Origin of the sequence: Oceanimonas doudoroffii (genome assembly GCF_002242685.1) — a bacterium.
Classification (GTDB): domain Bacteria; phylum Pseudomonadota; class Gammaproteobacteria; order Enterobacterales; family Aeromonadaceae; genus Oceanimonas; species Oceanimonas doudoroffii.
Genome location: NZ_NBIM01000009.1, coordinates 81,055 through 104,449 on the forward strand (window position 1 = coordinate 81,055; position 23,395 = coordinate 104,449).

Annotated in this window: 23 protein-coding genes; all 23 read left to right on the top strand. The window is 59.5% G+C overall.

Features of this window, described 5'->3' with window-relative positions:
• Positions 1-10 precede the first annotated feature (10 nt).
• The 23 genes from B6S08_RS16910 to glmS all read left to right on the top strand — a co-directional run bounded on the left by B6S08_RS16910 (position 11) and on the right by glmS (position 23,394).
• Positions 11-1,087 carry a PilN domain-containing protein gene (locus tag B6S08_RS16910; RefSeq protein ID WP_245849892.1) on the top strand — a complete coding sequence of 359 codons (1,077 nt, stop codon included), beginning with the start codon at positions 11-13 and terminating at the stop codon, positions 1,085-1,087.
• Complete coding sequence (gene gspM, locus B6S08_RS16915; RefSeq protein ID WP_094201988.1) at positions 1,084-1,677, top strand: type II secretion system protein GspM; 594 nt, start codon at positions 1,084-1,086, stop codon at positions 1,675-1,677. Before B6S08_RS16910 ends, gspM begins: the two co-directional genes overlap by 4 nt.
• Positions 1,674-2,198: a type II secretion system protein N gene (locus tag B6S08_RS16920; protein ID WP_094201989.1), complete on the top strand. Its 525-nt coding sequence runs from the start codon at positions 1,674-1,676 to the stop codon at positions 2,196-2,198. The genes gspM and B6S08_RS16920 overlap by 4 nt, the downstream gene beginning before the upstream one ends.
• The gene (gene gspD / locus B6S08_RS16925; RefSeq protein WP_094201990.1) at positions 2,195-4,291 is read left to right on the top strand and encodes a type II secretion system secretin GspD; all 2,097 of its coding nucleotides are present in this window, start codon (positions 2,195-2,197) and stop codon (positions 4,289-4,291) included. Before B6S08_RS16920 ends, gspD begins: the two co-directional genes overlap by 4 nt.
• Before the next feature lie 49 nt (positions 4,292-4,340).
• On the top strand, positions 4,341-5,993 hold the full coding sequence (locus tag B6S08_RS16930; RefSeq protein WP_094201991.1) for an ExeA family protein: 1,653 nt from the start codon (positions 4,341-4,343) through the stop codon (positions 5,991-5,993).
• 13 nt (positions 5,994-6,006) lie between these two features.
• Complete coding sequence (locus B6S08_RS16935) at positions 6,007-6,654, top strand: general secretion pathway protein GspB (protein ID WP_094201992.1); 648 nt, start codon at positions 6,007-6,009, stop codon at positions 6,652-6,654.
• 59 nt (positions 6,655-6,713) lie between these two features.
• Complete coding sequence (gene mioC / locus B6S08_RS16940; RefSeq protein ID WP_094201993.1) at positions 6,714-7,169, top strand: FMN-binding protein MioC; 456 nt, start codon at positions 6,714-6,716, stop codon at positions 7,167-7,169.
• Between the two features lie 524 nt (positions 7,170-7,693).
• Positions 7,694-9,583: a tRNA uridine-5-carboxymethylaminomethyl(34) synthesis enzyme MnmG gene (mnmG, locus tag B6S08_RS16945; protein ID WP_094201994.1), complete on the top strand. Its 1,890-nt coding sequence runs from the start codon at positions 7,694-7,696 to the stop codon at positions 9,581-9,583.
• Positions 9,584-9,591: 8 nt separating this feature from the next.
• Positions 9,592-10,215, top strand: coding sequence for a 16S rRNA (guanine(527)-N(7))-methyltransferase RsmG (gene rsmG, locus B6S08_RS16950; protein WP_094202019.1), 624 nt, complete (start codon positions 9,592-9,594; stop codon positions 10,213-10,215).
• A gap of 9 nt (positions 10,216-10,224) precedes the next feature.
• Complete coding sequence (locus B6S08_RS16955; RefSeq protein WP_094201995.1) at positions 10,225-11,028, top strand: ParA family protein; 804 nt, start codon at positions 10,225-10,227, stop codon at positions 11,026-11,028.
• Complete coding sequence (locus B6S08_RS16960; RefSeq protein WP_094201996.1) at positions 11,025-11,930, top strand: ParB/RepB/Spo0J family partition protein; 906 nt, start codon at positions 11,025-11,027, stop codon at positions 11,928-11,930. Before B6S08_RS16955 ends, B6S08_RS16960 begins: the two co-directional genes overlap by 4 nt.
• Before the next feature lie 197 nt (positions 11,931-12,127).
• Positions 12,128-12,520: an ATP synthase subunit I gene (locus tag B6S08_RS16965; protein WP_094201997.1), complete on the top strand. Its 393-nt coding sequence runs from the start codon at positions 12,128-12,130 to the stop codon at positions 12,518-12,520.
• 8 nt (positions 12,521-12,528) lie between these two features.
• Positions 12,529-13,308, top strand: coding sequence for a F0F1 ATP synthase subunit A (atpB, locus tag B6S08_RS16970; RefSeq protein WP_094201998.1), 780 nt, complete (start codon positions 12,529-12,531; stop codon positions 13,306-13,308).
• Positions 13,309-13,368: 60 nt separating this feature from the next.
• Complete coding sequence (gene atpE, locus B6S08_RS16975) at positions 13,369-13,593, top strand: F0F1 ATP synthase subunit C (protein ID WP_071471457.1); 225 nt, start codon at positions 13,369-13,371, stop codon at positions 13,591-13,593.
• A 50-nt stretch (positions 13,594-13,643) separates the two neighbouring features.
• Complete coding sequence (atpF, locus tag B6S08_RS16980) at positions 13,644-14,114, top strand: F0F1 ATP synthase subunit B (protein ID WP_014290940.1); 471 nt, start codon at positions 13,644-13,646, stop codon at positions 14,112-14,114.
• A gap of 13 nt (positions 14,115-14,127) precedes the next feature.
• A complete protein-coding gene (gene atpH, locus B6S08_RS16985; protein ID WP_094201999.1) occupies positions 14,128-14,658 on the top strand; it encodes a F0F1 ATP synthase subunit delta in 531 nt (176 codons plus the stop codon).
• A gap of 14 nt (positions 14,659-14,672) precedes the next feature.
• Complete coding sequence (gene atpA / locus B6S08_RS16990; RefSeq protein ID WP_094202000.1) at positions 14,673-16,214, top strand: F0F1 ATP synthase subunit alpha; 1,542 nt, start codon at positions 14,673-14,675, stop codon at positions 16,212-16,214.
• 45 nt (positions 16,215-16,259) lie between these two features.
• The gene (gene atpG, locus B6S08_RS16995; protein ID WP_094202001.1) at positions 16,260-17,120 is read left to right on the top strand and encodes a F0F1 ATP synthase subunit gamma; all 861 of its coding nucleotides are present in this window, start codon (positions 16,260-16,262) and stop codon (positions 17,118-17,120) included.
• A gap of 33 nt (positions 17,121-17,153) precedes the next feature.
• Positions 17,154-18,542 carry a F0F1 ATP synthase subunit beta gene (gene atpD / locus B6S08_RS17000; protein ID WP_094202002.1) on the top strand — a complete coding sequence of 463 codons (1,389 nt, stop codon included), beginning with the start codon at positions 17,154-17,156 and terminating at the stop codon, positions 18,540-18,542.
• Between the two features lie 18 nt (positions 18,543-18,560).
• Complete coding sequence (locus tag B6S08_RS17005) at positions 18,561-18,986, top strand: F0F1 ATP synthase subunit epsilon (RefSeq protein ID WP_094202003.1); 426 nt, start codon at positions 18,561-18,563, stop codon at positions 18,984-18,986.
• Between the two features lie 182 nt (positions 18,987-19,168).
• The gene (gene glmU, locus B6S08_RS17010) at positions 19,169-20,527 is read left to right on the top strand and encodes a bifunctional UDP-N-acetylglucosamine diphosphorylase/glucosamine-1-phosphate N-acetyltransferase GlmU (protein WP_094202004.1); all 1,359 of its coding nucleotides are present in this window, start codon (positions 19,169-19,171) and stop codon (positions 20,525-20,527) included.
• 256 nt (positions 20,528-20,783) lie between these two features.
• Entirely contained in the window at positions 20,784-21,554 is a 771-nt protein-coding gene (locus B6S08_RS17015; RefSeq protein ID WP_094202005.1) for a DeoR/GlpR family DNA-binding transcription regulator, read from the top strand.
• A gap of 10 nt (positions 21,555-21,564) precedes the next feature.
• Entirely contained in the window at positions 21,565-23,394 is a 1,830-nt protein-coding gene (gene glmS, locus B6S08_RS17020) for a glutamine--fructose-6-phosphate transaminase (isomerizing) (protein WP_094202006.1), read from the top strand.
• Position 23,395: the final 1 nt, after the last annotated feature.

Consider the following 23,395-nt stretch of genomic DNA (forward strand, 5'->3'; position numbering starts at 1 on the left):
GAGACGCCCTATGGATGGGGACAACATCGCTCACAGGCTCGGCCAGCACGGCCGCCAGGTGTCGGCCGAACTTTACCGGTTCTGGCACTGGTGGCGCGAACAATTGTTGGGCATGCTGCCGGCCACATGGCAGCGGCGGCTACGCCAGCCGGGCCAGATGCTGTGCATTCACCCCGCTCACCACGGCTACCGGCTGGAGCAACAACCCGGTAACCAGGTGCACTCACCCAAGGACTTGCCACCCGAGGCCCTGCAACGGCTGGTACGCAACGCGGGGCAAATACGGTTGTACCTGCCTCAGGATGAGCTGTTGCTCACCCGAGTGACCCTGCCCGTCGCCACTGCCGGCAATCTGGAAGCCGTACTGCGCTTTGAGATGGACCGGCACACCCCCTTTACCGCCGACCAGGTCTATTTCGGCTTTCATGCCCGACCGAGGGAGGCAACCAGCGTGCAGATTCAGGTTGACCTGCTGCTGGCCCCCAAAGCGAAAACCGATGCTCACCTGGCCGAGCTGGCCGAGCTGAGTATTTTCCCAGCCCTGCTGTGCGCCGCCGACCAGCCCAAGGCGCCAGCCATCAAGCTGCCCGTTCATCCCAATGATACTTCGCCACGGGCCGGTCGACGGAAAAGCCGAAAGGTGATCCTGGGGCTGGTGATGGTGCTGTTGCTGATCGCGCTTCCCCTTTATCACCGGCAGGCTCGCATTGACACCCTCACTGCCGAACTGGAGCTACCGCGCCAGCACGCCGAACAGGCGGCCGCATTCAAGCGCGAACTGACGGCCCTTCAAGATAGTCGTACCTGGCTTGGCCAGAGGCGTGCCGAACGCAGGGCCACCCTGCTGTTGCTGGACGAACTCACTCGCCAGTTGCCGGATCACACCTGGCTGACGCGCCTCGAGCTGAAGGAAGACAGCCTGCAGATTCGCGGCGAATCCACCCGTGCGTCGGAGCTGATCGGCCTGCTTGAAGGTTCCTCACTGTTTTTCGATGTGCGCTTCGGCTCCCCGATAACCATCAACCCGGCCACCAGCAGGGATCGCTTTATGATCACCGCACGCCTGGTGCAAGGAGCGGCGCCATGAGTCCGAACGCCAGACAACAGCAACTGGCGGCACTGGGCTTACTGCTGCTGGTGATGGTGCTGCTGACCAGCCTGGTCATCTCTCCCCTTATCGGGCTGTTTTTCCACCAGGGCGAGCAACTCGACCAGCTGGCCTCCCGGCTGGAGCGCTACCGGGCATTGGCCGAACAACGGGATGAAACCGACCGGCAGCTGCAACACATCAGGGCCCGCCAGCCCGACAACGATCTTTATTTGCCCGAACAGCGCCCCACTCTGGCTCAGGCCTGGTTGCAACAGCACCTTAACCTCCTGGTCGCGCAACACGGCGGTCAGCTGATCAGCATTCAGAATGCCTCGGCCAACGCCAATGCGCCCCTGCCGGAAGTGATGCTGAGGGTGCACCTGCGCAGTGAACTGGACGAGCTGGTACCCCTGCTCCACGCCCTGGAGTCAAACACTCCCGTACTGTTTATCAGTGAGCTGGTGATATCCGCCTCATCCAGGGAGAACAGACGCACCGCTCCCTTGAACCGGCGCCAGCAGCCGGAGCGCCCCACGCTTGATGTGCGTTTTAACCTGCTTGGCTACACACCACAGGGGGCGTCATGAAACCTTTCCCCTGGCCCATGTTATTCCTGTTGTGGCTGCCACCGGCACAGCCCGATGATGTTTTAGGGCACGAATATCCGCCCCTGGAGCAGTTTGCCTCAATACTGGAGCGACCGCTGTTCAAGGCCACCCGCCGCCCCGACAGCGATAACGGCGCGGCCCTGACCGAAAGCGCCGCGGAAATGCGCGCGCACTGGCGGCTCAGCGGCGTGGTATGGGAGGACGATCAACCCCTGGCCCTGTTCAGCGAGCGGCTGGGGGAAGGCCGGCTGCGGGTTCGCGCCGGCATGTATGTACATGGCAACTGGCTGCTTGAAGAAATAACCAAGGATGGCGTGCTGCTGCTCGACAATGGTCAGCGCCTGAGGCTGAAGCTGTGGGAACCCAGGCCGCCTTCCACCCGGCCATTGCCCAAGCCGCTGGCATCAAAGGACGACGCCGGCGGCCAGTCTCGAAGCACCGAGACCAGCGACGGCGAAGAGCCTGCTACCGAACAGGGAAGTAACGGGGAGTCATCATGAGCAAGCTTCATTTACATCACTGGTTTGGGACCTGCATTGTCTGCTCCCTGTTGCTGGCCTGCACCACGCCCACCGGCGATCACAGCGCCCTCGACAAGCCCTGGGGCAAGGAAAGGGTGAAACGCAGCTATGATCCGGTCAAACTGCCCTCCAATGAACCCCCCGCCGCCCCCCTTTCGGCCAGCCTGACAACGGCACCCGCGGCCACGCCGGTCACCCGCAGCGAAATCTACCGGGGCTCGGGCAACTTTCTGCGCCTGGGCCAGGCACCACAGAGCACGGCTCCGCCTCCCGGCGCGGTGACACTCAACTTTCAGGGCTCCGACATTGCCGAGGTGGTTAAAACCATTCTGGGCGACATTCTGGAGCTGAACTATTCCCTCGACGAACGGGTGCGCGGCCAGGTCTTTCTGCAAACCAACCGCCCCATCAGCCAGGATGATCTGCTGCCCACCCTCGAAAGCCTGCTGCAAACCCATGGGGCCGCCCTGGTACACAGCAATGGATTGTTCAATGTGGTGCCCGCCGGCGAGGTGCCGACCTCGACCCTTAACCCGCGTTTGGCGCCCACCGCCGAGCGGGGCTACCAAATGTTGATTTTGCCACTGCGTTACATCGGTGCCCGGGAGATGGAAAAAATTCTGGAGCCGGTCAAACCGCGCCAGGGTGCCATGATGGTGGACGATGTGCGCAACCTGATCACCCTGGTCGGCACCCATGACGAACTCACCAATATTCGCGATACCGTGAACCTGTTTGATGTCGATCAGCTGCGCGGCATGTCGGTGGGGCTGTTTCGGCTGCAGGCCAGCAGCGCCGAAGTGATGGCCAGCGAGCTGCAGACCATCTTCGGCGACGAAGCCGAAGGCCCGCTGGCCGGCATGGTGCGTTACCTGCCCATAGAACGACTGAATGCCCTGCTGGTGATCACCCCCCAGGAGCGCTACCTGACCGACGCCCGAGTGTGGATAGAACGGCTGGATAGGGCCGAGAACCCCCGTGGCCTTAACATGTATGTTTATCATGTGCAGAACGGTAAGGCCGAACACCTGGCCGAGCTGCTTAACCAGCTGTTTGACAGCCAGCGCCGTCACCATGGCGCAGAGCCCCGGCCACAGACAATGCCCACCGGAGAGGAGGGTGAAGAGGGTGAACCGGTGCAGATTGCCACCGGCATCAGCGCCGCCAGCCTGGATGTGGGCGAAGTCAGCGTCATTGCCGATACCGAACGCAATGCCCTGGTGGTGATGGCCGCCAGCGCCGATTACGCTAAGGTCGAGCAAGCTATCAAGCGGCTGGATCAGCTGCCCCTGCAGGTGCTGGTGGAAGCCACCATAGTGGAAGTCAGCCTGGAAGACGAACTGCGTTATGGCCTGCAATGGTTTTTCAAGAACAGCCTGGGAGGCGGCCGCAGTGGTGTGGGTGCCGTCGGCTCCCTTCCCATTCCTTCCCCCTTTGATGGCGGCCTGGACGTCAGTGCCAGCTACGAGGTCTTTAACGCCGCCGGTACCCGGGCCCTGCTGACCGCCCTGGCCAGTGATTCCAAGGTCAATGTCATTTCCTCTCCCTCGCTGATGGTGCTGGATAACCAGAAAGCCCTGATCAGGGTGGGCGATCAGGTGCCCATACGTACCTCTGAGACCACCAACCTCAACAGCGACGTGGGGAACGTCACCAGCACCATTCAGTATCGGGATACCGGCGTGCTGCTGGAAGTCACTCCCAGGGTCAACGCCGGCGGCATGGTGGTGCTGGAGCTGGTGCAAGAGGTGAACGACGTGGCCAATACCACCACATCCAATATTCAGTCGCCCACCATCACCCAGCGAAAAATCGACACCAGAGTGGCGATACAGAGCGGTGAGACCCTGGTGCTGGGGGGACTGATACGCGAAAACACCAGCCGCGACAGCCAGGGCGTGCCCGGTCTTCGCCATGTACCTGTACTGGGATGGCTGTTCAGCAGCAGCGGTACCAACACACGCCGCACCGAGCTGGTGGTGCTGATCACGCCAACCGCCGTGACCAATGCCATTGATGCCCGGGCCGTGACGCAGGAATACCGCAGCAAGTTGCAGCAGGTGGCCATGTAACCCGCTTCGGGCAAACCGCTGTGAGGAGCGTTTACACAGGGACGATACAATGTACAGCAACTATTTTGGCCTGACGGATCTGCCTTTTTCCATTGCGCCGGATCCCCGTTTTCTCTATCCCAGTCAGCAGCACCGGGAAGCACTGGCTCATTTGCAGTACGGCCTGAACTGCCCCGGCGGCTTTGTGTTGCTTACCGGCGAGGTGGGTACCGGCAAAACCACGGTCTGCCGCAGCTTGCTGGAACAGGTACCGGAGCGAACCGATCTGGCTTTTATCCTCAGCCCGGGCAACAGTGCCACCGAACTGCTCAGCGCCATTTGTCACGAGCTGAAGGTGATCCTTCCCGAACGTCCCGATTCGCTGAAGCTGACCAATGCCATTTATCATCACCTGCTGGAGTCCCATGCTCAAGGGCGCCACACCGTGCTGATTATCGACGAGGCGCAAAACCTGTCGGTGGCGCTGCTTGAGCAGGTCCGCCTGCTCACCAACCTGGAGACCAATACCCACAAGCTGCTGCAAATCATGCTGCTGGGCCAGCCGGAGCTGGCGGAGAAGCTGGCCCGACCCGAGCTCAGGCAGCTGTCGCAGCGCATCACCGCCCGTTATCACCTGGCGCCGCTTTCATTTCATGAAATGCGCGCCTACATTGCCCACCGGTTGTCGGTGGCGGGCATTGAAGTACAGCTGTTTAATCCGGACAGCCTGCGCCGGCTTTACCGTGTGACCGGCGGCGTGCCCCGACTGATCAACGTGATCTGCGATCGCGCCCTGCTGGGCGCCTTTGTACAGCGCCTGCCCAGGGTGGACGCCGGCATCATCAACCGCGCCGCCATGGAGGTGCAGGGAACATCGGCACCCAGGGCCCGGCGAAGGAAAGCCGCCATCGCCGCCATATCACTGCTGGCGCTGGTAGCCGGGCTGGGCCTGACCGGCTGGCAATACCAGGGCACGGTTTCCAGGCTGTTTATGTCGCTACAGCAGGCCGCTCCCTCGACAACCGATACCGAGTCAAACCTCACCGCCATACCGGCCGCCTCGCCAGAGCAGGTGCCACCGCTTCAGTCCGCTGAAGACATTCAAGTACAGACTCCTTCCTTTCAGTGGCCAGAACATCTAGATACCGAACTCAGCCAGGTGATGGCCTATCGGCAGCTATTTGCCCTGTGGCGACTGGAGTATGATCCCAACACCCATCCGGTAGTCTGTCGTTACGCCCGTAGCCAGCGGCTGGACTGCGCGCAGCAAGATGGCGAGCTCTCCACCCTGCTGGCACAGAACCACCCGGCGGTGTTCAGGCTGGAACGTGCGGGATATCCCCCGCTTTACGCCACCCTGACCGGCGTTGCTGGCGAGCAGGCGAACATCATGCTGGGCGGCAAGGCCATGCAATTGCCATTGACCGAGCTGGCAGCACAATGGCCCGGCAGCTATGTGATGCTGTGGCAACCGCCCCCGTATTATCAGGAGTCGCTGCAACCGGGCAGCCGGGGTGAAGCCGTCGCCTGGCTGGAGCAGCACCTGGCCGCATGGCGAAACCGCCCCGCGCGCACCAATCTGCCCTACTATGACGAGGTGCTGAGCATGGATGTGGAGGCGTTTCAAAGAAGCAAGGGACTGACCCCGGACGGCATCTTCGGCCCCCGCACCGGCGTTTATTTCAGTGCCAGCCTGAACGGGCTGCCCAGGCTGAGCGACTAACCGGAGCCTTGCCATGTCTTATATTCTCGATGCCCTAAAACAATCGGAACGCCGCCGCAACGGCCAGGCGCCGGTGACTGGACCCGCGATCCTCGCCGAGGTGCCACCGCCGCCCTCGCCGCCGTTTTACCGGCGTCGCCTGCCCTGGCTGCTGCTGATCCTGCTGCTGGCGTTGCCGGCCGGCTATGGGCTGGGTCGGTTTGGCGTCCCCTGGCTGGTGGGGCCGCCCTCCGCTCCTGCGCCAGCTTCCCAGGTAACACCCTCAACCGCCCCCGTCATCAGCGGAACTCACGCGCCCCGCATTCTGGTGGAAGCGCCTTCGGCCATTCGATTGCACGACTCAAACACGGAGCCATCGGCCCATCACGGCGTGGTTGCCCCACCGCCGGCAACCGCCAATGCCACACCCGAGTCGGCCCATGAGCCCGGCGTGCCAAATCTTCGTGCGCTGTCCGCCGGCATTCGCGCCCGGCTGCCCGCCCTGACCCTGTCGGTGCACATATACTCGCCGGATCCCGCCGCGCGCAGGGCCAAGATCAACGGTCAAATGCTGCGGGAAGGAGATCATACCAACGGGTTAACCGTACGCAGCATCACTGCGGAAGGCGTCATACTGGACTTTGAGGGCAACGAGTTCCATCTGTATTCGGTGGGTGGCTGAGGGCTCAATATTCCATATTGGGTTAAGATAACGGGCCTGATAGTCATGCGAGTTACCTTATGAGTTACTTTACCCTGCTGGTGGGATCCACCCTCGGCAACGCCGAGGATCTGGCCGAGGAAATGGCCGATCAACTGCAAACCAAGGGTCATACCACGGTTATTCACACTTCTCCCCAGCTTGATCACATCTTGATCGCCCCCGATCATGTTCTGCTGCTGCTGTGCTCCACCCACGGAGCCGGAGATCTGCCCGACAACATTCAGCCTTTTTATGAGCAACTACAGCAGCAGGCCCCGGTCCTGCAGGGCTTGCAGTACCTGGCCGTGGGCCTGGGGGATACCAGCTACGATACCTTTTGCCACGCCATTCAAAAGCTGGATCAACAGCTAAATACCCTGGGTGCGGAACGGATCGGCGATCGCCTCGAGATTGATGTAAGCCGGGGGGATCTGCCCGAGCAGCAGGGAATACGCTGGCTGGATCAGTGCCTGAAGCAGGCCGGGATCCACTGATACTCCAGCCCCTGGAGCGCGTCGTCCGATCTTGCGCCCAGGGGCGATCTCCTTTCTTCCACCGAGTTATCAACAGATCCCGAGGCAAATGTCATGCCCTCGGGATTTTTACTTTCCATGGCTTATGTTGATAACTATGGATAAAACCGGTGCCAAACCTATAGTTATCCTATAAATTAAATTCATCACCTCGAGCGCCTGTGAATAAAGTGGCAAGTTAATCACCGGTCATACGCGGGTCCGGGATCCGTTTTCCACATCAAGCGATCGGTGGTAAGTGAATGATCTCCATGATCAAAAAGCGCTTATACACAGATCCGGCGAAAGCTAATAATAGATCCAATAGAAGATCGATCTAAAGATCATAGATCTATAAGCGATCAACGGATCCGCTCGATCCGGTTTCCATCCGTTCGGCAAAACGGCTAAAATGTTTGCCCCCTGAACAAGGCCATCCGATCCACCCGACGGTCGGCATCATGGGTTCGTGATCCTTTCACCTGAGTGTTTCAAGAGTGTTCGCTATGCAATATGAAGAATGGTTTGACGTCATCGTCGTTGGTGGTGGCCATGCCGGTACAGAAGCCGCCGCCGCCGCCGCCCGCATGGGGGCAAACACCCTGTTGTTGACTCACAATATCGACACGCTCGGGCAGATGTCCTGCAATCCGGCCATTGGCGGCATCGGTAAGGGACACCTGGTCAAGGAGATCGATGCCCTGGGCGGCATCATGGCCCAGGCCGCCGACAATGCCGGCATTCAGTTCCGTACCCTGAACGCATCAAAAGGCCCTGCGGTACGAGCTACCCGCGCCCAGGCGGATCGTCAGCTCTATCGTCAGGCGGTCAGAACCCGACTGGAAAACCAGCCCAACCTGAAGATCTTTCAGCAGGCCTGCGACGATCTGATCCTTGACGGAGACACCGTCACCGGCGTGGTTACCCAGACCGGGCTGAAATTCCGCGCCAAAACCGTAGTGCTGACCGTGGGCACCTTTCTCAACGGCCGCATTCATATCGGCATGGACAACTATCAGGGCGGCCGCGCCGGAGATCCGCCATCCATCGCCCTGGCCAGCCGCCTGCGTGAATTGCCGCTGCGCATCGACCGGCTCAAGACCGGCACACCGCCGCGCATTGATGCCCGCAGTGTGGACTTTTCGGTAATGCAGCCCCAGCCCGGTGACAACCCGACCCCGGTGTTCTCCTTCATCGGCAGCCGGGCGGATCAACCGCAGCAGGTGCCCTGTTACATCACGCATACCAACGAACAGACCCATGAAGTGATTCGCCAAAACCTGGATCGCAGCCCCATGTATGCCGGCGTGATCGAGGGGATCGGCCCCCGTTACTGCCCGTCGATCGAAGACAAGATCATGCGCTTTGCCGACAAAAACGCGCACCAGATCTTTGTGGAACCGGAAGGCCTGACCAGCACCGAACTGTATCCCAATGGCATCTCCACCAGCCTGCCGTTCGACGTGCAGGTACAGATCGTACGTTCGATCCGCGGCTTTGAGCAGGCCCATATCATTCGTCCCGGCTATGCCATCGAATACGATTATTTCGATCCGCGGGATCTGCGATCCAACATGGAAAACAAGTGCCTGCACAACCTGTTCTTTGCCGGCCAGATCAATGGCACCACCGGCTACGAGGAAGCGGGCGCCCAAGGGCTGCTGGCAGGCACCAACGCCGCCCTGCGCGCCTTTGGTCGTGATGCCTGGTCACCGCGCCGGGATCAGGCCTACCTGGGGGTGATGATGGACGATCTGTCCACCCTGGGAACCCAGGAGCCCTACCGCATGTTTACCAGCCGGGCCGAATATCGCCTGCTGCTACGGGAAGACAACGCCGATCTGCGCCTGACCGAAGAAGGCCGCCGGCTTGGACTGGTGGACGATCACCGCTGGTCGTTGTTCTGCGACAAGGTGGAACGCATTGAGCAGGAAAGCCAGCGTCTGCGCGGCACCTGGATCAATCCCAAACACGCCGCCGCCCCGGCCCTGAACGAAAAACTGAAAACCCCGCTCAGCCGGGAGCACAATCTGGAAGAACTGCTGCGTCGCCCCGAGCTCGACTACGCCACGCTTATGGCCATCGAGGGCATTGGCCCGGGCATCGACCATGAGCAGGCCGCCGAGCAGGTGGAAATTCAGACCAAATACGCCGGTTATATCGAACGCCAAAAGGACGAAATTCAGAAACAGCTGCGCAACGAGCACACTCGATTACCGCTGGATCTGGAATATGCCGAGGTCTCCGGCCTGTCCAACGAGGTGATCGCCAAGCTTAATCAGGCTCGTCCCGAGACGCTCGGCCAGGCCTCGCGCATTTCCGGGGTAACCCCCGCAGCCATTTCTATTCTGCTGGTTCATCTCAAAAAGCGCGGCCTGCTGCGCAAGTCGGCGTGAGGGTGATGATGCTGCAACGACTGCAAGCCCTGCTGGCCGAGACCACTCTTGAGGTTAACGAGCGGCAGGCGGAACAACTGGTGGCCCTGGTGGGGCTGCTCGACAAGTGGAACAAGGCCTATAACCTCACCTCGGTACGGGATCCCGAGTCCATGCTGGTGCGCCATATCATGGACAGCCTGGTAGTGAGCCCTTACCTCGAAGGTGAACGTTTTATCGACGTGGGCACCGGCCCGGGCCTGCCTGGCCTGCCCCTGGCAATCATTAATCCCGACAAGCAGTTTGTGTTGCTCGACAGCCTGGGCAAGCGCATTCGCTTTATTCGCACCGTGGTGCATCAGCTGGGGCTGACCAATGTGGACGCGGTGCAGAGCCGGGTAGAGGCCTTTCAGCCCGAGCAAAAGTTTGACGGTGTGCTGAGCCGGGCCTTTGCTTCCCTCGATGACATGCTAAGCTGGTGCGCGCACCTGCCCGCTCCCCATGGCCGTTTTCTCGCCCTCAAGGGGGTTATTCCGGAGCAGGAGCTGCAATCCCTGCCCGCTCACCTGATATGTCACGGTGTTTATCCGCTGCACGTGCCCGAGCAGGAAGGCGACCGCCATCTGGTGGTCATTTCGCAAGCCAGCCAGTAGAGGTTTTCGGTGGGAAAAGTCATTGCCATTGCCAATCAGAAAGGTGGTGTAGGTAAAACCACCACCTGTGTCAATCTGGCCGCCTCCATGGCGGCCACCAAACGCAACGTGCTGGTGATTGATCTCGATCCCCAGGGCAACGCCACCATGGCCAGCGGCATCGACAAATATCAGGTGGACTGCACCGCCTACGAGCTGCTGGTGGACGAGCGGCCGGTGGAAGAGGTGGTGGTCACCGACACCAGCGGCGGTTATCACCTGATTGCCGGCAACGGCGATGTCACTGCCGCCGAAATCAAGCTGATGGAGTTTTTTGCCCGGGAAGTGCGTCTGCGCAACGCCCTGGCCCCGGTGCGGGAGCACTATGACTACATTTTTATCGACTGCCCGCCGTCCCTCAACCTGCTGACGGTCAATGCCATGTCGGCGGCGGATTCGGTGCTGGTACCCATGCAGTGCGAATATTTCGCGCTGGAGGGGCTGACCGCGCTGGTCGATACCATCAGCAAGCTGGCGGCGGTGGTCAACCCGGCGCTGAAGATCGAAGGCATTTTGCGTACCATGTACGATCACCGCAACCGCCTCTCCAGCGAGGTGTCGGATCAGCTCAAGAGCTATTTCGGTGACAAGGTGTATCGCACCGTAATTCCGCGCAACGTGCGCCTGGCCGAGGCGCCCAGCCACGGCACTCCCGCCATGTATTACGACAAGTCCTCGGTGGGCGCCAAGTCCTACCTCGCCCTGGCCGGCGAGATCCTGCGCCGGGCCGAAGATCAGCAGGCCAACCCCGAACAGGTGGAACAGACAGCATGAATATCAAACGTCGTGGACTGGGCAAGGGCCTGGACGCCCTGCTCAGCACCAGCTCGGCCGCCAATCTGCGCCGGGAGCAGGCCGACAGCCACTCCGAAGCGGGTGCCGGCGGCGAACTGCAGGCGCTCGCCATCGGCAGCCTGCAGCCGGGTAAATACCAGCCCCGCCGGGACATGTCCCAGCCGGCGCTGGAAGAACTGGCCGAATCCATTCGCCAGCAGGGCATTATTCAGCCCATCGTAGTGCGCCCGCTCGAGGCCGGCGGTTACGAGATCCTGGCCGGTGAGCGACGCTGGCGGGCCGCCCGCATGGCGGGCCTGAGCAAGGTTCCTGTACTGGTCAAGCCGGTATCCGACAAGGAAGCCCTGGCCATCGGCCTGATCGAAAACATTCAGCGTGAAGATCTCAACGTGATGGAAGAGGCCCGCGCCCTGTCCCGGCTCATTGAGGAGTTTGCATTCACTCACCAGACGGTGGCCGACGCCGTGGGCAAGAGCCGCAGTGCGGTGAGCAACCTGCTGCGCCTCAATCAACTCAACGATGACGTCAAACAGCTGGTGGAGCACGGCTCCCTGGAAATGGGTCATGCCCGCGCGCTGCTGACCCTGGAAGGGGAAGCCCAGTCGCGGCTGGCCCACACCGTGGCGCAGCAGGGGCTGACGGTGCGGGAAACCGAAAAGCTGGTAAAACGCAGCCTTGCGCCGGAAAAGCCCCAAACAGAGCAGCCCCGCTCGCTGTTCATGGACCAGCTCGAACGGGAGTTTGGTGAAAAATTAGGAATAAAAGTGGAAATCAAGTCCACCAACAAGGACAAAGGTAAGTTGGTGATTTCCTACAACTCATTGAATGAGCTGGATAAAATAGGGAATTTCTTCGGCCTGGGGGATGAACCCGGCGGCTGAGCGAACGCAAAATTTGTAGTAATTCTTCAATCAGGTCAACCGTACCGAAAATGCCCAAAAAAAGCGCTGAAATCCGTAAAAAATAAGGATTTAGTGCAATTGCATTTGTGTCGTTCACGGGTATAATTTGACCTGCTTTTTTGGGGCTTAACCGATGGATGCCATTGGAAAGGCCCCTAACTGTATCAGGAGTGGTTGTGAAGCAGAAAACCCGGCACCTCAGTGACAGACAAGTGGCGCTGGCGATACTGGTTTATCAATTTCTCCTGGTGGTGGCAGTCGCCAGCCTGTTCGGTTTCGGACAGGGGGAGGCCGCCGCCCGTTCCGCCTTCATTGGAGGCGGAATCTACTGGGTTCCCCAATGCCTTTTCAGTGTGGTGGTGCTGGCCAGAAGCGCCGGTGACGCCACGCCGCAAAGCATTGTGGCGAGCTTTTACAGCGGGGCAGGGATTAAGCTGGCCAGCACCATCATGCTGTTTGTGGTGGTGTTCAAGTACATGGAGGTGAGTATCTTGCCCCTGTACGCGGCTTACGCCCTGGCATTGCTGATGCAGTGGATTCTTTCATTCACTCTCAACAACCGTTACTAGGAAAACACATGGCTGCAACAGGAGATGTCCTAACTTCCCAGGGTTATATCTCTCACCACCTGCAACACCTGCAGATTGGTTCGGGATTCTGGGCGTTGAATATCGATTCTTTGCTTGTTTCCGTTGTCCTGGGCGCGCTGTTCTTGTGGGGCTTCAGCAAGGTGGCATCCCGTGCTACCACCGGAGTTCCAGGCAAGTGGCAATGTGCCATCGAGCTGCTGGTTGAGTTTGTGGATAAATCTGTCAAGGACGTCTTCCATGGCAAAAGTGCGTTGATCGCGCCGTTGGCGCTGACCATTTTTGTCTGGGTATTCCTGATGAACCTGATGGACCTTATCCCGGTCGACTATCTGCCCTATGGTGCGCAATTGCTGGGCGTTCCTTACCTGAGGGTTGTTCCTTCCGCCGATGTTAACATCACCATGTCCATGGCGTTCGGTGTCTTCTTCCTGATCATTTTCTACAGCATCAAGATGAAGGGCGTGTCCGGCTTTGTAAAAGAGCTGACCATGCAACCGCTGAACCACTGGTCCATGATTCCCGTTAACCTGGTGCTTGAGACTGTATCCCTGATCGCAAAACCCATCTCCCTGGGTCTGCGACTGTTCGGCAACATGTACGCCGGTGAGATGATCTTCATCCTCATCGCGGGTCTGCTGCCGTGGTGGTCTCAATGGGTCCTTAATGTGCCGTGGGCGATTTTCCACATTCTGGTAATCACTCTGCAGGCTTTCATCTTCATGATCCTGACCGTCGTCTACATGTCGATGGCCTATGAAGAACATTAATTAACGATAACAAAAATTTAACAAGCTGTCGTTCTAACCGCTAACAATTGGAGAAAAAAAATGGAAATGATTTTCATCGCTGCCGCTCTCATGCTGGGTCTGGCTTCTATCGGTGGTGCTATCGGTATCTCTATGCTGGGTGGCAAGTTCCTGGAAAGTGCTGCTCGTCAGCCTGACATGCTGCCTGCCCTGCGCGGCAACTTCTTCATCGTGGTAGGTCTGGTTGACGCCATCCCGATGATCACCGTTGGTATGGCTCTGTACCTGATCTTCGCCGTAGCCTAATGGCCCGGCACGTTAATCAGTCTGCTAACCAACTTTAAAGGAGAGTTGCGATGAACATGAACGCAACAATCCTCGGTCAAACGATCGCGTTTATCATCTTCGTTTGGTTCTGCATGAAGTTCGTATGGCCCCCCATCATGGGTGCCATCGAGAAGCGCCAGAAAGAAATTGCCGAAGGTCTGTCTTCGGCCGAACGTGCCAAGAAAGACCTGGCACTGGCGCAGACCAATGCAACCGAACAGCTGAAGGAAGCCAAGCTGCAGTCTGCTCAAATTGTTGAGCAGGCCAACAAGCGTAAGGCCCAGATCATCGAGGATGCAACGCGTGAGGCTCAGGCCGAGCGTGAAAAGATTCTGGCACAGGCCCAGGCGGAAGTTGAAGCCGAACGCAACCGTGTCAAAGAGGAACTGCGCAAGCAGGTTGCTGCTCTTGCCCTGGTGGGTGCAGAGAGAATCCTCGAGCGTCAGATTGATGCCGCTGCCAACAGCGACATCGTTGAGAAAGTAGTAGCTGAACTGTAAGGGAATCAGAGCCATGGAAATGAAAACCATTGCTCGCCCCTATGCCAAAGCAGCTTTCGATTTTGCCGTTGAGAAAAAAGCGGTCGACAACTGGTTGTCCATGCTGACGTTTGCCGCCGAAGTGGCACAAAACGACAGCATGGCCCAGGTGTTGAGCAGCGATCTGAACGCGGAAAAGATGGCCGAAGTGTTTTTGGCTGTCTGTGGCGAACAGCTCGACGAGCAAGGCCAGAACCTGATTCGGGTTCTGGCTGAAAACGGACGCTTGAGTGTGTTGCCGGCAGTGGTGCGGGAATTCGCCGAAATGAAGGCGGAACTGGACCGGGTAGTGGATGCCGATGTGGTATCTGCCGCCAAACTGACCAAGCAACAAGTGGCCAAGATTCAGGCTTCACTGGAACAGCGTCTGGGACGCCAGGTGAACCTGAATTGCAGCGTCGACAAGAGCCTGATGGCCGGCATTATCATCAAGGCCGGCGACCTGGTTATCGACGGAAGTGTGCGGGGCCGTCTGTCCCGCTTGGCCGAAACGCTGCAATCTTGATTGGGGAATAGAGCATGCAACTGAATTCAACTGAAATTGCCGAGCTGATCAAACAGCGCATCGAGCAATTCAATGTTGTCAGTGAAGCACGAAACGAAGGTACCATCGTGTCCGTAAGCGATGGCATCATTCGTATTCACGGCCTTGCTGACATCATGCAAGGTGAAATGATTGAACTGCCGGGCAACCGTTACGCCCTGGCACTGAACCTGGAGCGCGACTCCGTGGGCGCCGTGGTCATGGGTCCTTATGCCGATCTGGCCGAAGGCACCAAGGTTCACTCCACCGGTCGTATCCTGGAAGTTCCGGTAGGCCGCAGCCTGCTGGGCCGTGTGGTTAACACCCTGGGTGAGCCGATCGACGGCAAGGGCGCCATCGAGACCGATATCACTTCTCCGGTAGAAGTGATTGCGCCCGGCGTAATCGACCGTCAGTCGGTAGACCAGCCGGTACAGACCGGCTACAAGGCCGTTGACGCTATGATTCCTATCGGCCGTGGCCAGCGTGAGCTGATCATCGGTGACCGTCAGGTGGGTAAAACCGCCCTGGCCGTTGACGCCATCATCAACCAGAAAGACTCCGGCATTAAATGTGTGTACGTGGCCATCGGCCAGAAAGCGTCCACCATCGCCAACGTGGTCCGCAAGCTGGAAGAGCATGACGCGCTGAAGAACACCATCGTGGTGGTTGCTTCCGCTTCCGAGTCTGCCGCCCTGCAGTACCTGGCGCCTTACGCCGGTTGTGCCATGGGTGAGTACTTCCGTGACCGCGGTGAAGATGCCCTGATCGTGTACGATGACCTGTCCAAGCAGGCCGTTGCCTACCGTCAGATCTCTCTGCTGCTGCGTCGTCCGCCGGGCCGTGAAGCCTACCCGGGTGACGTGTTCTACCTGCACTCCCGCCTGCTGGAGCGTGCTTCCCGCGTGTCTGCCGACTACGTTGAGAAGTTCACCAATGGCGAAGTGAAAGGTCAGACCGGTTCACTGACTGCGCTGCCGATCATCGAAACTCAGGCCGGCGACGTGTCTGCGTTCGTACCGACCAACGTGATCTCCATCACCGACGGTCAGATCTTCCTGACCACCGAACTGTTCAACTCCGGTATTCGTCCGGCCGTTGACCCGGGTATCTCCGTATCCCGTGTAGGTGGTGCAGCCCAGACCAAGATCGTCAAGAAGCTGTCTGGTGGTATCCGTACCGCCCTGGCCCAGTATCGCGAACTGGCCGCCTTCGCCCAGTTCTCTTCCGATCTGGACGATGCTACTCGCAAGCAGCTGAACCACGGTCAGAAAGTGACCGAACTGATGAAGCAGAAGCAATACCGTCCGATGTCCGTTGCGGAGCAGGCCCTGTCCCTGTTCGCCGCCGAAAACGGCTACCTGGACGATGTTGAGCTGAAGCTCATCACTACGTTCGAAGACGCCCTGCTCGCTTACGCCAATTCAGAACATGCCGCCCTGATGGCGGAGATCAACGAGAAAGCCGACTACAACAAAGACGTTGTAGCCAAGCTGACTGCGTTGCTGGATAGCTTCAAGGCTACCCAGTCCTGGTAACCATGTGGCAGCGTTTATTGCTGCCACCTGAATTGGAGAAGCGACATGGCCGGCGCAAAAGAAATACGTAGCAAGATCGGGAGTGTGAAAAACACTCAGAAGATCACCAGCGCTATGGAGATGGTGGCCGCCTCGAAAATGCGCAAAGCGCAGGATCGCATGGACCACAGCCGCCCATACGCTGAAACCATACGCAAGGTGATCGGCCACATCGCGCAGGGGAACCTGGAATACAAGCACCCCTATCTGGAAGACCGTGAGGTCAAGCGCGTAGGCTTTATTATCGTCTCCACCGATCGTGGCCTTTGTGGTGGTCTGAACATCAACGTGTTCAAGGCTGCCATGAACGAAATGAAAGCATGCACCGACAAGGGTGTGGGCGTTGATCTGTGCCTTATCGGCAGCAAAGCGGTGAGTTTTTTCAACCGCTATGGCGGCAAGGTACTGGCTCAGGCTTCCGGCCTGGGTGACAACCCCGCCCTGGACAGCCTGATTGGCTCGGTCAGCGTCATGCTTGAGGCATACGACAAGGGTGAGATAGACAAGCTGTACCTGGTGTACAACAAGTTTGAAAACACCATGGTGCAAAAGCCGACGGTCGATCAACTGTTGCCTTTGCCTGCATCGGAAGAAGAAGTGGCCAGCCACAGCTGGGACTACCTCTATGAGCCGGACCCCAAATCGCTGCTGGACACGCTGCTGGTACGCTTTGTGGAATCCCAGGTGTATCAGGGTGTGGTCGAGAACCTGGCCAGCGAACAGGCGGCCCGGATGGTGGCGATGAAAGCCGCAACCGACAACGCCGGCAACCTCATCAACGATCTGCAACTGGTGTATAACAAGGCCCGTCAGGCCGCCATTACCCAGGAGCTGAGTGAGATCGTTGCCGGGGCCGGTGCCGTATAAGGCGAAGGTATTCAAAGGTTTAGAGGATTTGACATGAGTAAGGGTATCATAGTCCAAATCATCGGCGCCGTTGTTGACGTGGAATTCCCGCAAGATGCGGTTCCCCACGTATACGACGCGCTGAAGATTACGACGGAAGGCCAGGGCCAGGGTCTGGTTCTGGAAGTTCAGCAGCAAATCGGCGGCGGCGTTGTTCGTTGTATCGCCATGGGTTCTTCCGACGGCCTGCGCCGTGGTCTGGAAATTGAAAACACCAACGCGCCCATTCAGGTGCCGGTAGGTGTTCAGACCCTGGGTCGCATCATGGACGTACTGGGTAACCCCATCGACGAAAAAGGCGACATCGGCGAAGAAGAGCGCTGGTCCATTCACCGCGAAGCCCCCAGCTACGAAGAGCAGTCCAACTCTGCCGAGCTGCTGGAAACCGGCATCAAGGTAATCGACCTGGTATGTCCCTTCGCCAAGGGTGGTAAGGTTGGTCTGTTCGGTGGTGCCGGTGTAGGTAAAACCGTAAACATGATGGAACTGATCCGTAACATCGCCATCGAGCACAGCGGTTACTCCGTGTTTGCCGGTGTGGGTGAGCGTACCCGTGAAGGTAACGACTTCTACCACGAAATGACCGAGTCCAACGTACTGGACAAGGTATCTCTGGTATACGGTCAGATGAACGAGCCGCCCGGCAACCGTCTGCGTGTGGCCCTGACCGGTCTGACCATGGCCGAGAAGTTCCGTGACGAAGGTCGTGACGTACTGTTGTTCGTGGACAACATCTACCGTTACACCCTGGCCGGTACCGAAGTATCCGCACTGCTGGGCCGTATGCCTTCCGCAGTAGGTTACCAGCCGACCCTGGCCGAAGAGATGGGCGTTCTGCAGGAGCGTATCACCTCTACCAAGACCGGCTCCATCACCTCCGTACAGGCCGTTTACGTGCCCGCGGATGACTTGACCGACCCGTCTCCGGCCACCACCTTCGCCCACCTGGATGCGACCGTGGTACTGAGCCGTCAGATCGCTGCCCTGGGTATCTACCCGGCCGTTGACCCGCTGGACTCCACCAGCCGTCAGCTGGACCCGCAGGTGGTTGGTGAAGAGCACTACTCTGTTGCCCGTGGCGTACAGACCGTGCTGCAGCGCTATAAAGAGCTGAAAGACATCATCGCCATCCTGGGTATGGACGAACTGTCTGAAGACGACAAGCTGACCGTGTCCCGCGCCCGTAAAATCGAGCGTTTCCTGTCTCAGCCGTTCTTCGTGGCCGAAGTGTTCACCGGTGCCCCCGGCAAGTATGTGTCTCTGAAAGACACCATCGCTGGCTTCCAGGGCATCCTGAACGGCGACTACGACACGCTGCCCGAGCAGGCGTTCTACATGGTTGGCTCCATCGACGAAGCGGTCGAAAAAGCCAAGAAACTGTAAGCCTCTAAGGAGGACCTGATGGCTGAGTATAGCTTTCACCTGGACATCGTCAGTGCCGAGAAGCGTCTGTTTTCCGGCTCTGTCAGCGCGGTGACAGTCTCCGGCTCTGAGGGTGAATTGGGCGTTCGTTACGGACACGCCCCCCTGCTGACGGCAATCCGTCCCGGCCTGGTGCAATACGTGACCAAGGCCGGCCAGCAGGAAGTTCTGTATGTTTCCGGCGGTATGCTGGAAGTGCAGGGCAGCAGTGTCATGGTACTGGCCGACACTGCGATTCGCGCCGAAGATCTGGATAAAGCCAAGGCCGAAGAAGCCAAACGCTCGGCGGAAGCCAAGCTGCAAAACTCCTCACACGATGTGGACTATGCAGAAGCGGCCGCCGAACTGGCCCGGGCTATGGCGAAACTGCGCGTGCTGCAGTTGGTTAAGAAAAACGTACGTTAAGCCGAACGTTCGAAAAAGCGACCTCAGGGTCGCTTTTTTTTTGCGAAAAAATCACAATAACGGCATTAACGGTGAGGTGTCAGGAGTGAGGGGTGAGGAGAAACAACCGTTCTGCAAACGGGTTTTACTCCTCACCTCTAACCCCTCACTCCTCACGGTCATTTCAAACGGGATATATTTTCATGACGATTCAGGCGGTAATTCTGGCGGCGGGCAAGGGCACCCGCATGCGCTCTTCCCTGCCCAAGGTACTGCACCCGGTGGCCAACAAGCCCATGGTGGCCCATGTGATCGAGGCCGCTCAGGCCTGCGGGGTAGATGGCATTCACCTGGTGTACGGCCACGGCGCCGATCAGCTCAAGGCGCGCATTGAAGCCCCGGATCTGCACTGGGCCCACCAGGCCGAACAGCTGGGCACCGGCCACGCGGTGGCGGTGGCGCTGCCCGATATCGCCGATGAAGACAAGGTGCTGGTGCTGTACGGCGATACCCCGCTGCTGCAGGCGGATACCCTGCAGCGGCTGATCGCCGCCCAGCCCGCCGATGGCGTGGCGCTGCTCACCGTCAATCTGGCCAACCCCACCGGCTATGGCCGCATCGTGCGGGAGAACGGCCAGGTCACCGGCATTGTCGAGCAAAAGGACGCCACGCCGGCACAGCTGGCCATCACCGAGGTGAACACCGGTGTGCTGGTGGCCGATGCCGGCCGACTCAAGGCCTGGCTGGGCGAGCTGAACAACGACAATGCTCAAGGGGAGTATTACCTGACCGACATCTTTGCCATGGCTCACCGCGATGGCTGCGACATTGCCACCGTGCAGCCGGCCAGCACCGCCGAGGTGGAAGGGGCCAATGACAGGGTGCAGCTGGCCGGGCTGGAACGGGCCTACCAGCGCATGCAGGCCGAGCGGCTGATGCGCGAGGGCGTGAGCCTGCTGGATCCGGCCCGCTTCGATCTGCGCGGCACTCTGACCGCCGGCGAAGAAGTGGTGATCGACGTGAATGTCATCATCGAAGGGGAGGTGCGTCTGGGCAACCGGGTGAAAATCGGCGCCGGCGCTATGCTCAAGAACTGCGTCATTGGCGACGATGCCGAGGTGAAACCCTATTCCATCGTCGAGAATGCCGAGCTGGGCTGTGCCAGCAGCGCCGGCCCCTTCGCCCGCCTGCGCCCCGGTGCCGTGCTGGCCGAGGACGCCCATGTCGGCAACTTTGTGGAAATGAAAAAGGCCCGCCTGGGCCAGGGCTCCAAGGCCGGACACCTCAGCTATCTGGGCGATGCCGAGATCGGCGCGGGCGTGAACATTGGCGCCGGCACCATCACCTGCAACTATGACGGCGTCAACAAGTTCCAGACCGTGATCGAAGACGGCGTCTTTGTCGGCTCCGACACGCAATTGGTGGCCCCGGTGCGCATCGGCAAAAACGCCACCCTGGGGGCCGGCAGCACGGTGACCAAGGACGTGGCCGAAGCCGAGCTGGTGATCACTCGCGTGGCCCAGCGCCATATCAAGAACTGGCCACGACCAACCAAAAAATAAAGCTGGAAGCGCGAAGCTGAAAGCCAGAAATAAAACCGACGCGGCTGTGATTTCACGGCCGCGTTTTTTTGTGCTCATGTTTCTCGGCAGTGGGTAGGCTGGCGATGAGCGCAGCGAATTCACAACATGTCACAGCCGGCTTCGTGTTGGAATTCGCTGCGCTCATTCTCAACCTACAACAACTAATCGCTTAAAGCTTCCAGCCCTTGTTTTGATCTGCTAGCATTCAGCTTTCAAAACGAAACTTAATGTCGTCATGTCGAAACGCAACACCCAACAGCGCCGTCATACCATCATCACCCTGCTGAATGAGCAGGGCGAGGTGACCGTGGACGAACTGGCTCGGCGGTTTGATACCTCGGAAGTGACTATTCGCAAGGATCTGGGTGCCCTTGAGAAAAACGGCCTGTTGCTGCGCCGTTACGGCGGCGCCGTACCGGTGCCGAGCGAAATGGTGGCGGACGGCCCGGCCGAACCGGTTTCAAAACGAAAGCAGGCACTGGCCCGGGCGGCGGCGGCGCGCATTCGTGATCACAACCGCATCATTATCGACAGCGGCAGCACCACGGCGGCACTGTTGGGCGAGTTGGGCCGCAAAAGTGGCCTGGTGGTGATGACCAACTCGCTCAATATCGCCAATGTCCTGCGTGAGCTGGAGCCCGAGCCAACCCTGTTGATGACCGGTGGCACCTGGGATCCGTCTTCCGAGTCGTTTCAGGGCAGAGTGGCCGAACAGGTGCTGCGATCTTACGACTTTGATCAGCTGTTTATTGGCGCCGACGGCATCGATCTGGAGCGGGGCACCACCACCTTTAACGAACTCACCGGCCTGTCGCGGGTGATGGCCGAGGTAGCCCGGGAAGTGGTGGTGATGGTGGAGTCCGACAAGATCGGCCGCAAAATCCCCAACCTGGAACTGCCCTGGAACGCCATTCATACCCTGGTGACCGACAGCGGCATTAGTGAAGCAGAACAACAAGCATTAGAGCAAAAGGGCATCACCCTGGTGATTGCGCCTTCATCCTGAGGACAAGAGCATGTGTGGAATTGTAGGGGCCGTGGCCCAGCGTGATGTGGCGGAAATTCTGGTGGAAGGCCTGCGCCGTCTGGAATACCGGGGTTACGACTCCGCCGGGGTGGCCATTATTCACGACAACCAGCTGGGCCGGGTGCGGCGCCTCGGCAAGGTGCAGGCGCTGGCCGACGCCCTTGACGAGCAGCCGCTGGCCGGCGGCACCGGCATTGCCCACACCCGTTGGGCCACCCATGGTGAGCCGTCCGAGCGCAATGCCCATCCTCATGTTTCCGGCAATATCGCCGTGGTGCACAACGGCATTATCGAAAACCACGAAGAACTGCGTGAAGTGCTGAAAGAGAAAGGCTATGCGTTTGAGTCTGACACCGACACCGAGGTGATCGCCCACCTGGTGCACTGGCACCGCCAGCACACCGACAGCCTGCTGGCGGCGTTGCAGGCCACGGTCAGGGAACTGCGCGGCGCCTATGGCACCGTGCTGATGGACGTCAACGACGACTCTCGCGTGGTGGTGGCGCGCTCCGGTTCACCCCTGGTGATTGGCCTGGGGTTAGGCGAGAACTTTATCGCCTCGGATCAGCTGGCGCTGCTGCCGGTCACCCGTCGTTTCCTGTTCCTGGAAGAGGGGGATGTGGCCGAGGTGACCCGCCGGGAGATTCGTATTTTTGACAGCAACGGCCAGCCGGTGACCCGTGCCGAACAGGAGTCGGACGTGATCCATGACGCCGGCGACAAGGGGGAATACCGCCACCATATGCTGAAGGAAATTCACGAGCAGCCCAAGGCCATCACCGACACCCTGGAGAGCCGGCTGAGCGAGCAGGGCGTGGTGGTGGAGTCTTTTGGCAACGGCGCCCGGGACATCTTTGAAAAGGTGGAGCATATTCAGCTGATCGCCTGTGGCACCTCCTACCATGCCGGCATGGTCGCCCGTTACTGGTTCGAAGCCCTGGCGGGGGTGCCCTGCGATATCGAGATCGCCTCGGAGTTTCGCTACCGCAAGTCGGTGGTGCGTCCCAACAGCCTGCTGATCACCCTGTCCCAGAGTGGCGAGACCGCCGACACCCTGGCGGCCCTGCGGCTGGCCAAGGAGTCCGGCTACATGGGCAGCCTGACCATCTGTAACGTGCCCGGTTCGTCCCTGGTGCGGGAGTCGGATCTGGCCTTTATGACCCGGGCCGGCGCCGAAATTGGCGTGGCTTCTACCAAGGCGTTTACCACCCAATTGGTGGCGCTGCTGATGCTGGTGGCGGCGGTGGGCCGTTGCCGCGGCAACATGAGCGAGCAGACCGAGGCGAGCCTGGTGAGCTCGCTGCGTTCGCTGCCGGCGCACATTGTTGACACCCTGGCCCTGGCCGGTGACATAGAGCAACTGGCGGAAGAGTTTGCCGACAAGTATCACAGCCTGTTCCTGGGCCGGGGCGAGCAGTATCCCATCGCCATGGAAGGGGCGCTCAAGCTCAAGGAAATTTCCTACATTCACGCCGAGGCCTATGCCGCCGGCGAGCTCAAGCATGGCCCGCTGGCGCTGATTGACGCCGACATGCCCATTATCGTGGTGGCGCCCAACAACGAGCTGCTGGAAAAGCTGAAGTCCAACGTGGAAGAAGTACGCGCCCGGGGCGGCATTCTCTATGTGTTTGCCGACAAACGCGCCGGCTTTAAAGGCGACGACACCATGCGGGTGATGTCGCTGGAGCACGTGGACGAGGTGATCGCGCCCATCGTCTACACGGTGCCGCTGCAGCTGCTGTCCTACTACGTGGCCCTGATCAAGGGGACCGACGTGGATCAGCCCCGCAATTTGGCCAAGTCGGTCACGGTGGAATAAG

Excerpts from the sequence above, each read along its gene's own strand:
- B6S08_RS16910 (WP_245849892.1), top strand. The coding sequence starts at position 11 with ATGGATGGGGACAACATCGCTCACAGGCTCGGCCAGCACGGCCGCCAG.
- gspM (WP_094201988.1), top strand. The coding sequence starts at position 1,084 with ATGAGTCCGAACGCCAGACAACAGCAACTGGCGGCACTGGGCTTACTG.
- B6S08_RS16920 (WP_094201989.1), top strand. The coding sequence starts at position 1,674 with ATGAAACCTTTCCCCTGGCCCATGTTATTCCTGTTGTGGCTGCCACCG.
- gspD (WP_094201990.1), top strand. The coding sequence starts at position 2,195 with ATGAGCAAGCTTCATTTACATCACTGGTTTGGGACCTGCATTGTCTGC.
- B6S08_RS16930 (WP_094201991.1), top strand. The coding sequence starts at position 4,341 with ATGTACAGCAACTATTTTGGCCTGACGGATCTGCCTTTTTCCATTGCG.
- B6S08_RS16935 (WP_094201992.1), top strand. The coding sequence starts at position 6,007 with ATGTCTTATATTCTCGATGCCCTAAAACAATCGGAACGCCGCCGCAAC.
- mioC (WP_094201993.1), top strand. The coding sequence starts at position 6,714 with ATGAGTTACTTTACCCTGCTGGTGGGATCCACCCTCGGCAACGCCGAG.
- mnmG (WP_094201994.1), top strand. The coding sequence starts at position 7,694 with ATGCAATATGAAGAATGGTTTGACGTCATCGTCGTTGGTGGTGGCCAT.
- rsmG (WP_094202019.1), top strand. The coding sequence starts at position 9,592 with ATGCTGCAACGACTGCAAGCCCTGCTGGCCGAGACCACTCTTGAGGTT.
- B6S08_RS16960 (WP_094201996.1), top strand. The coding sequence starts at position 11,025 with ATGAATATCAAACGTCGTGGACTGGGCAAGGGCCTGGACGCCCTGCTC.
- atpB (WP_094201998.1), top strand. The coding sequence starts at position 12,529 with ATGGCTGCAACAGGAGATGTCCTAACTTCCCAGGGTTATATCTCTCAC.
- atpE (WP_071471457.1), top strand. The coding sequence starts at position 13,369 with ATGGAAATGATTTTCATCGCTGCCGCTCTCATGCTGGGTCTGGCTTCT.
- atpF (WP_014290940.1), top strand. The coding sequence starts at position 13,644 with ATGAACATGAACGCAACAATCCTCGGTCAAACGATCGCGTTTATCATC.
- atpH (WP_094201999.1), top strand. The coding sequence starts at position 14,128 with ATGGAAATGAAAACCATTGCTCGCCCCTATGCCAAAGCAGCTTTCGAT.
- atpA (WP_094202000.1), top strand. The coding sequence starts at position 14,673 with ATGCAACTGAATTCAACTGAAATTGCCGAGCTGATCAAACAGCGCATC.
- atpG (WP_094202001.1), top strand. The coding sequence starts at position 16,260 with ATGGCCGGCGCAAAAGAAATACGTAGCAAGATCGGGAGTGTGAAAAAC.
- atpD (WP_094202002.1), top strand. The coding sequence starts at position 17,154 with ATGAGTAAGGGTATCATAGTCCAAATCATCGGCGCCGTTGTTGACGTG.
- B6S08_RS17005 (WP_094202003.1), top strand. The coding sequence starts at position 18,561 with ATGGCTGAGTATAGCTTTCACCTGGACATCGTCAGTGCCGAGAAGCGT.
- glmU (WP_094202004.1), top strand. The coding sequence starts at position 19,169 with ATGACGATTCAGGCGGTAATTCTGGCGGCGGGCAAGGGCACCCGCATG.
- B6S08_RS17015 (WP_094202005.1), top strand. The coding sequence starts at position 20,784 with ATGTCGAAACGCAACACCCAACAGCGCCGTCATACCATCATCACCCTG.
- glmS (WP_094202006.1), top strand. The coding sequence starts at position 21,565 with ATGTGTGGAATTGTAGGGGCCGTGGCCCAGCGTGATGTGGCGGAAATT.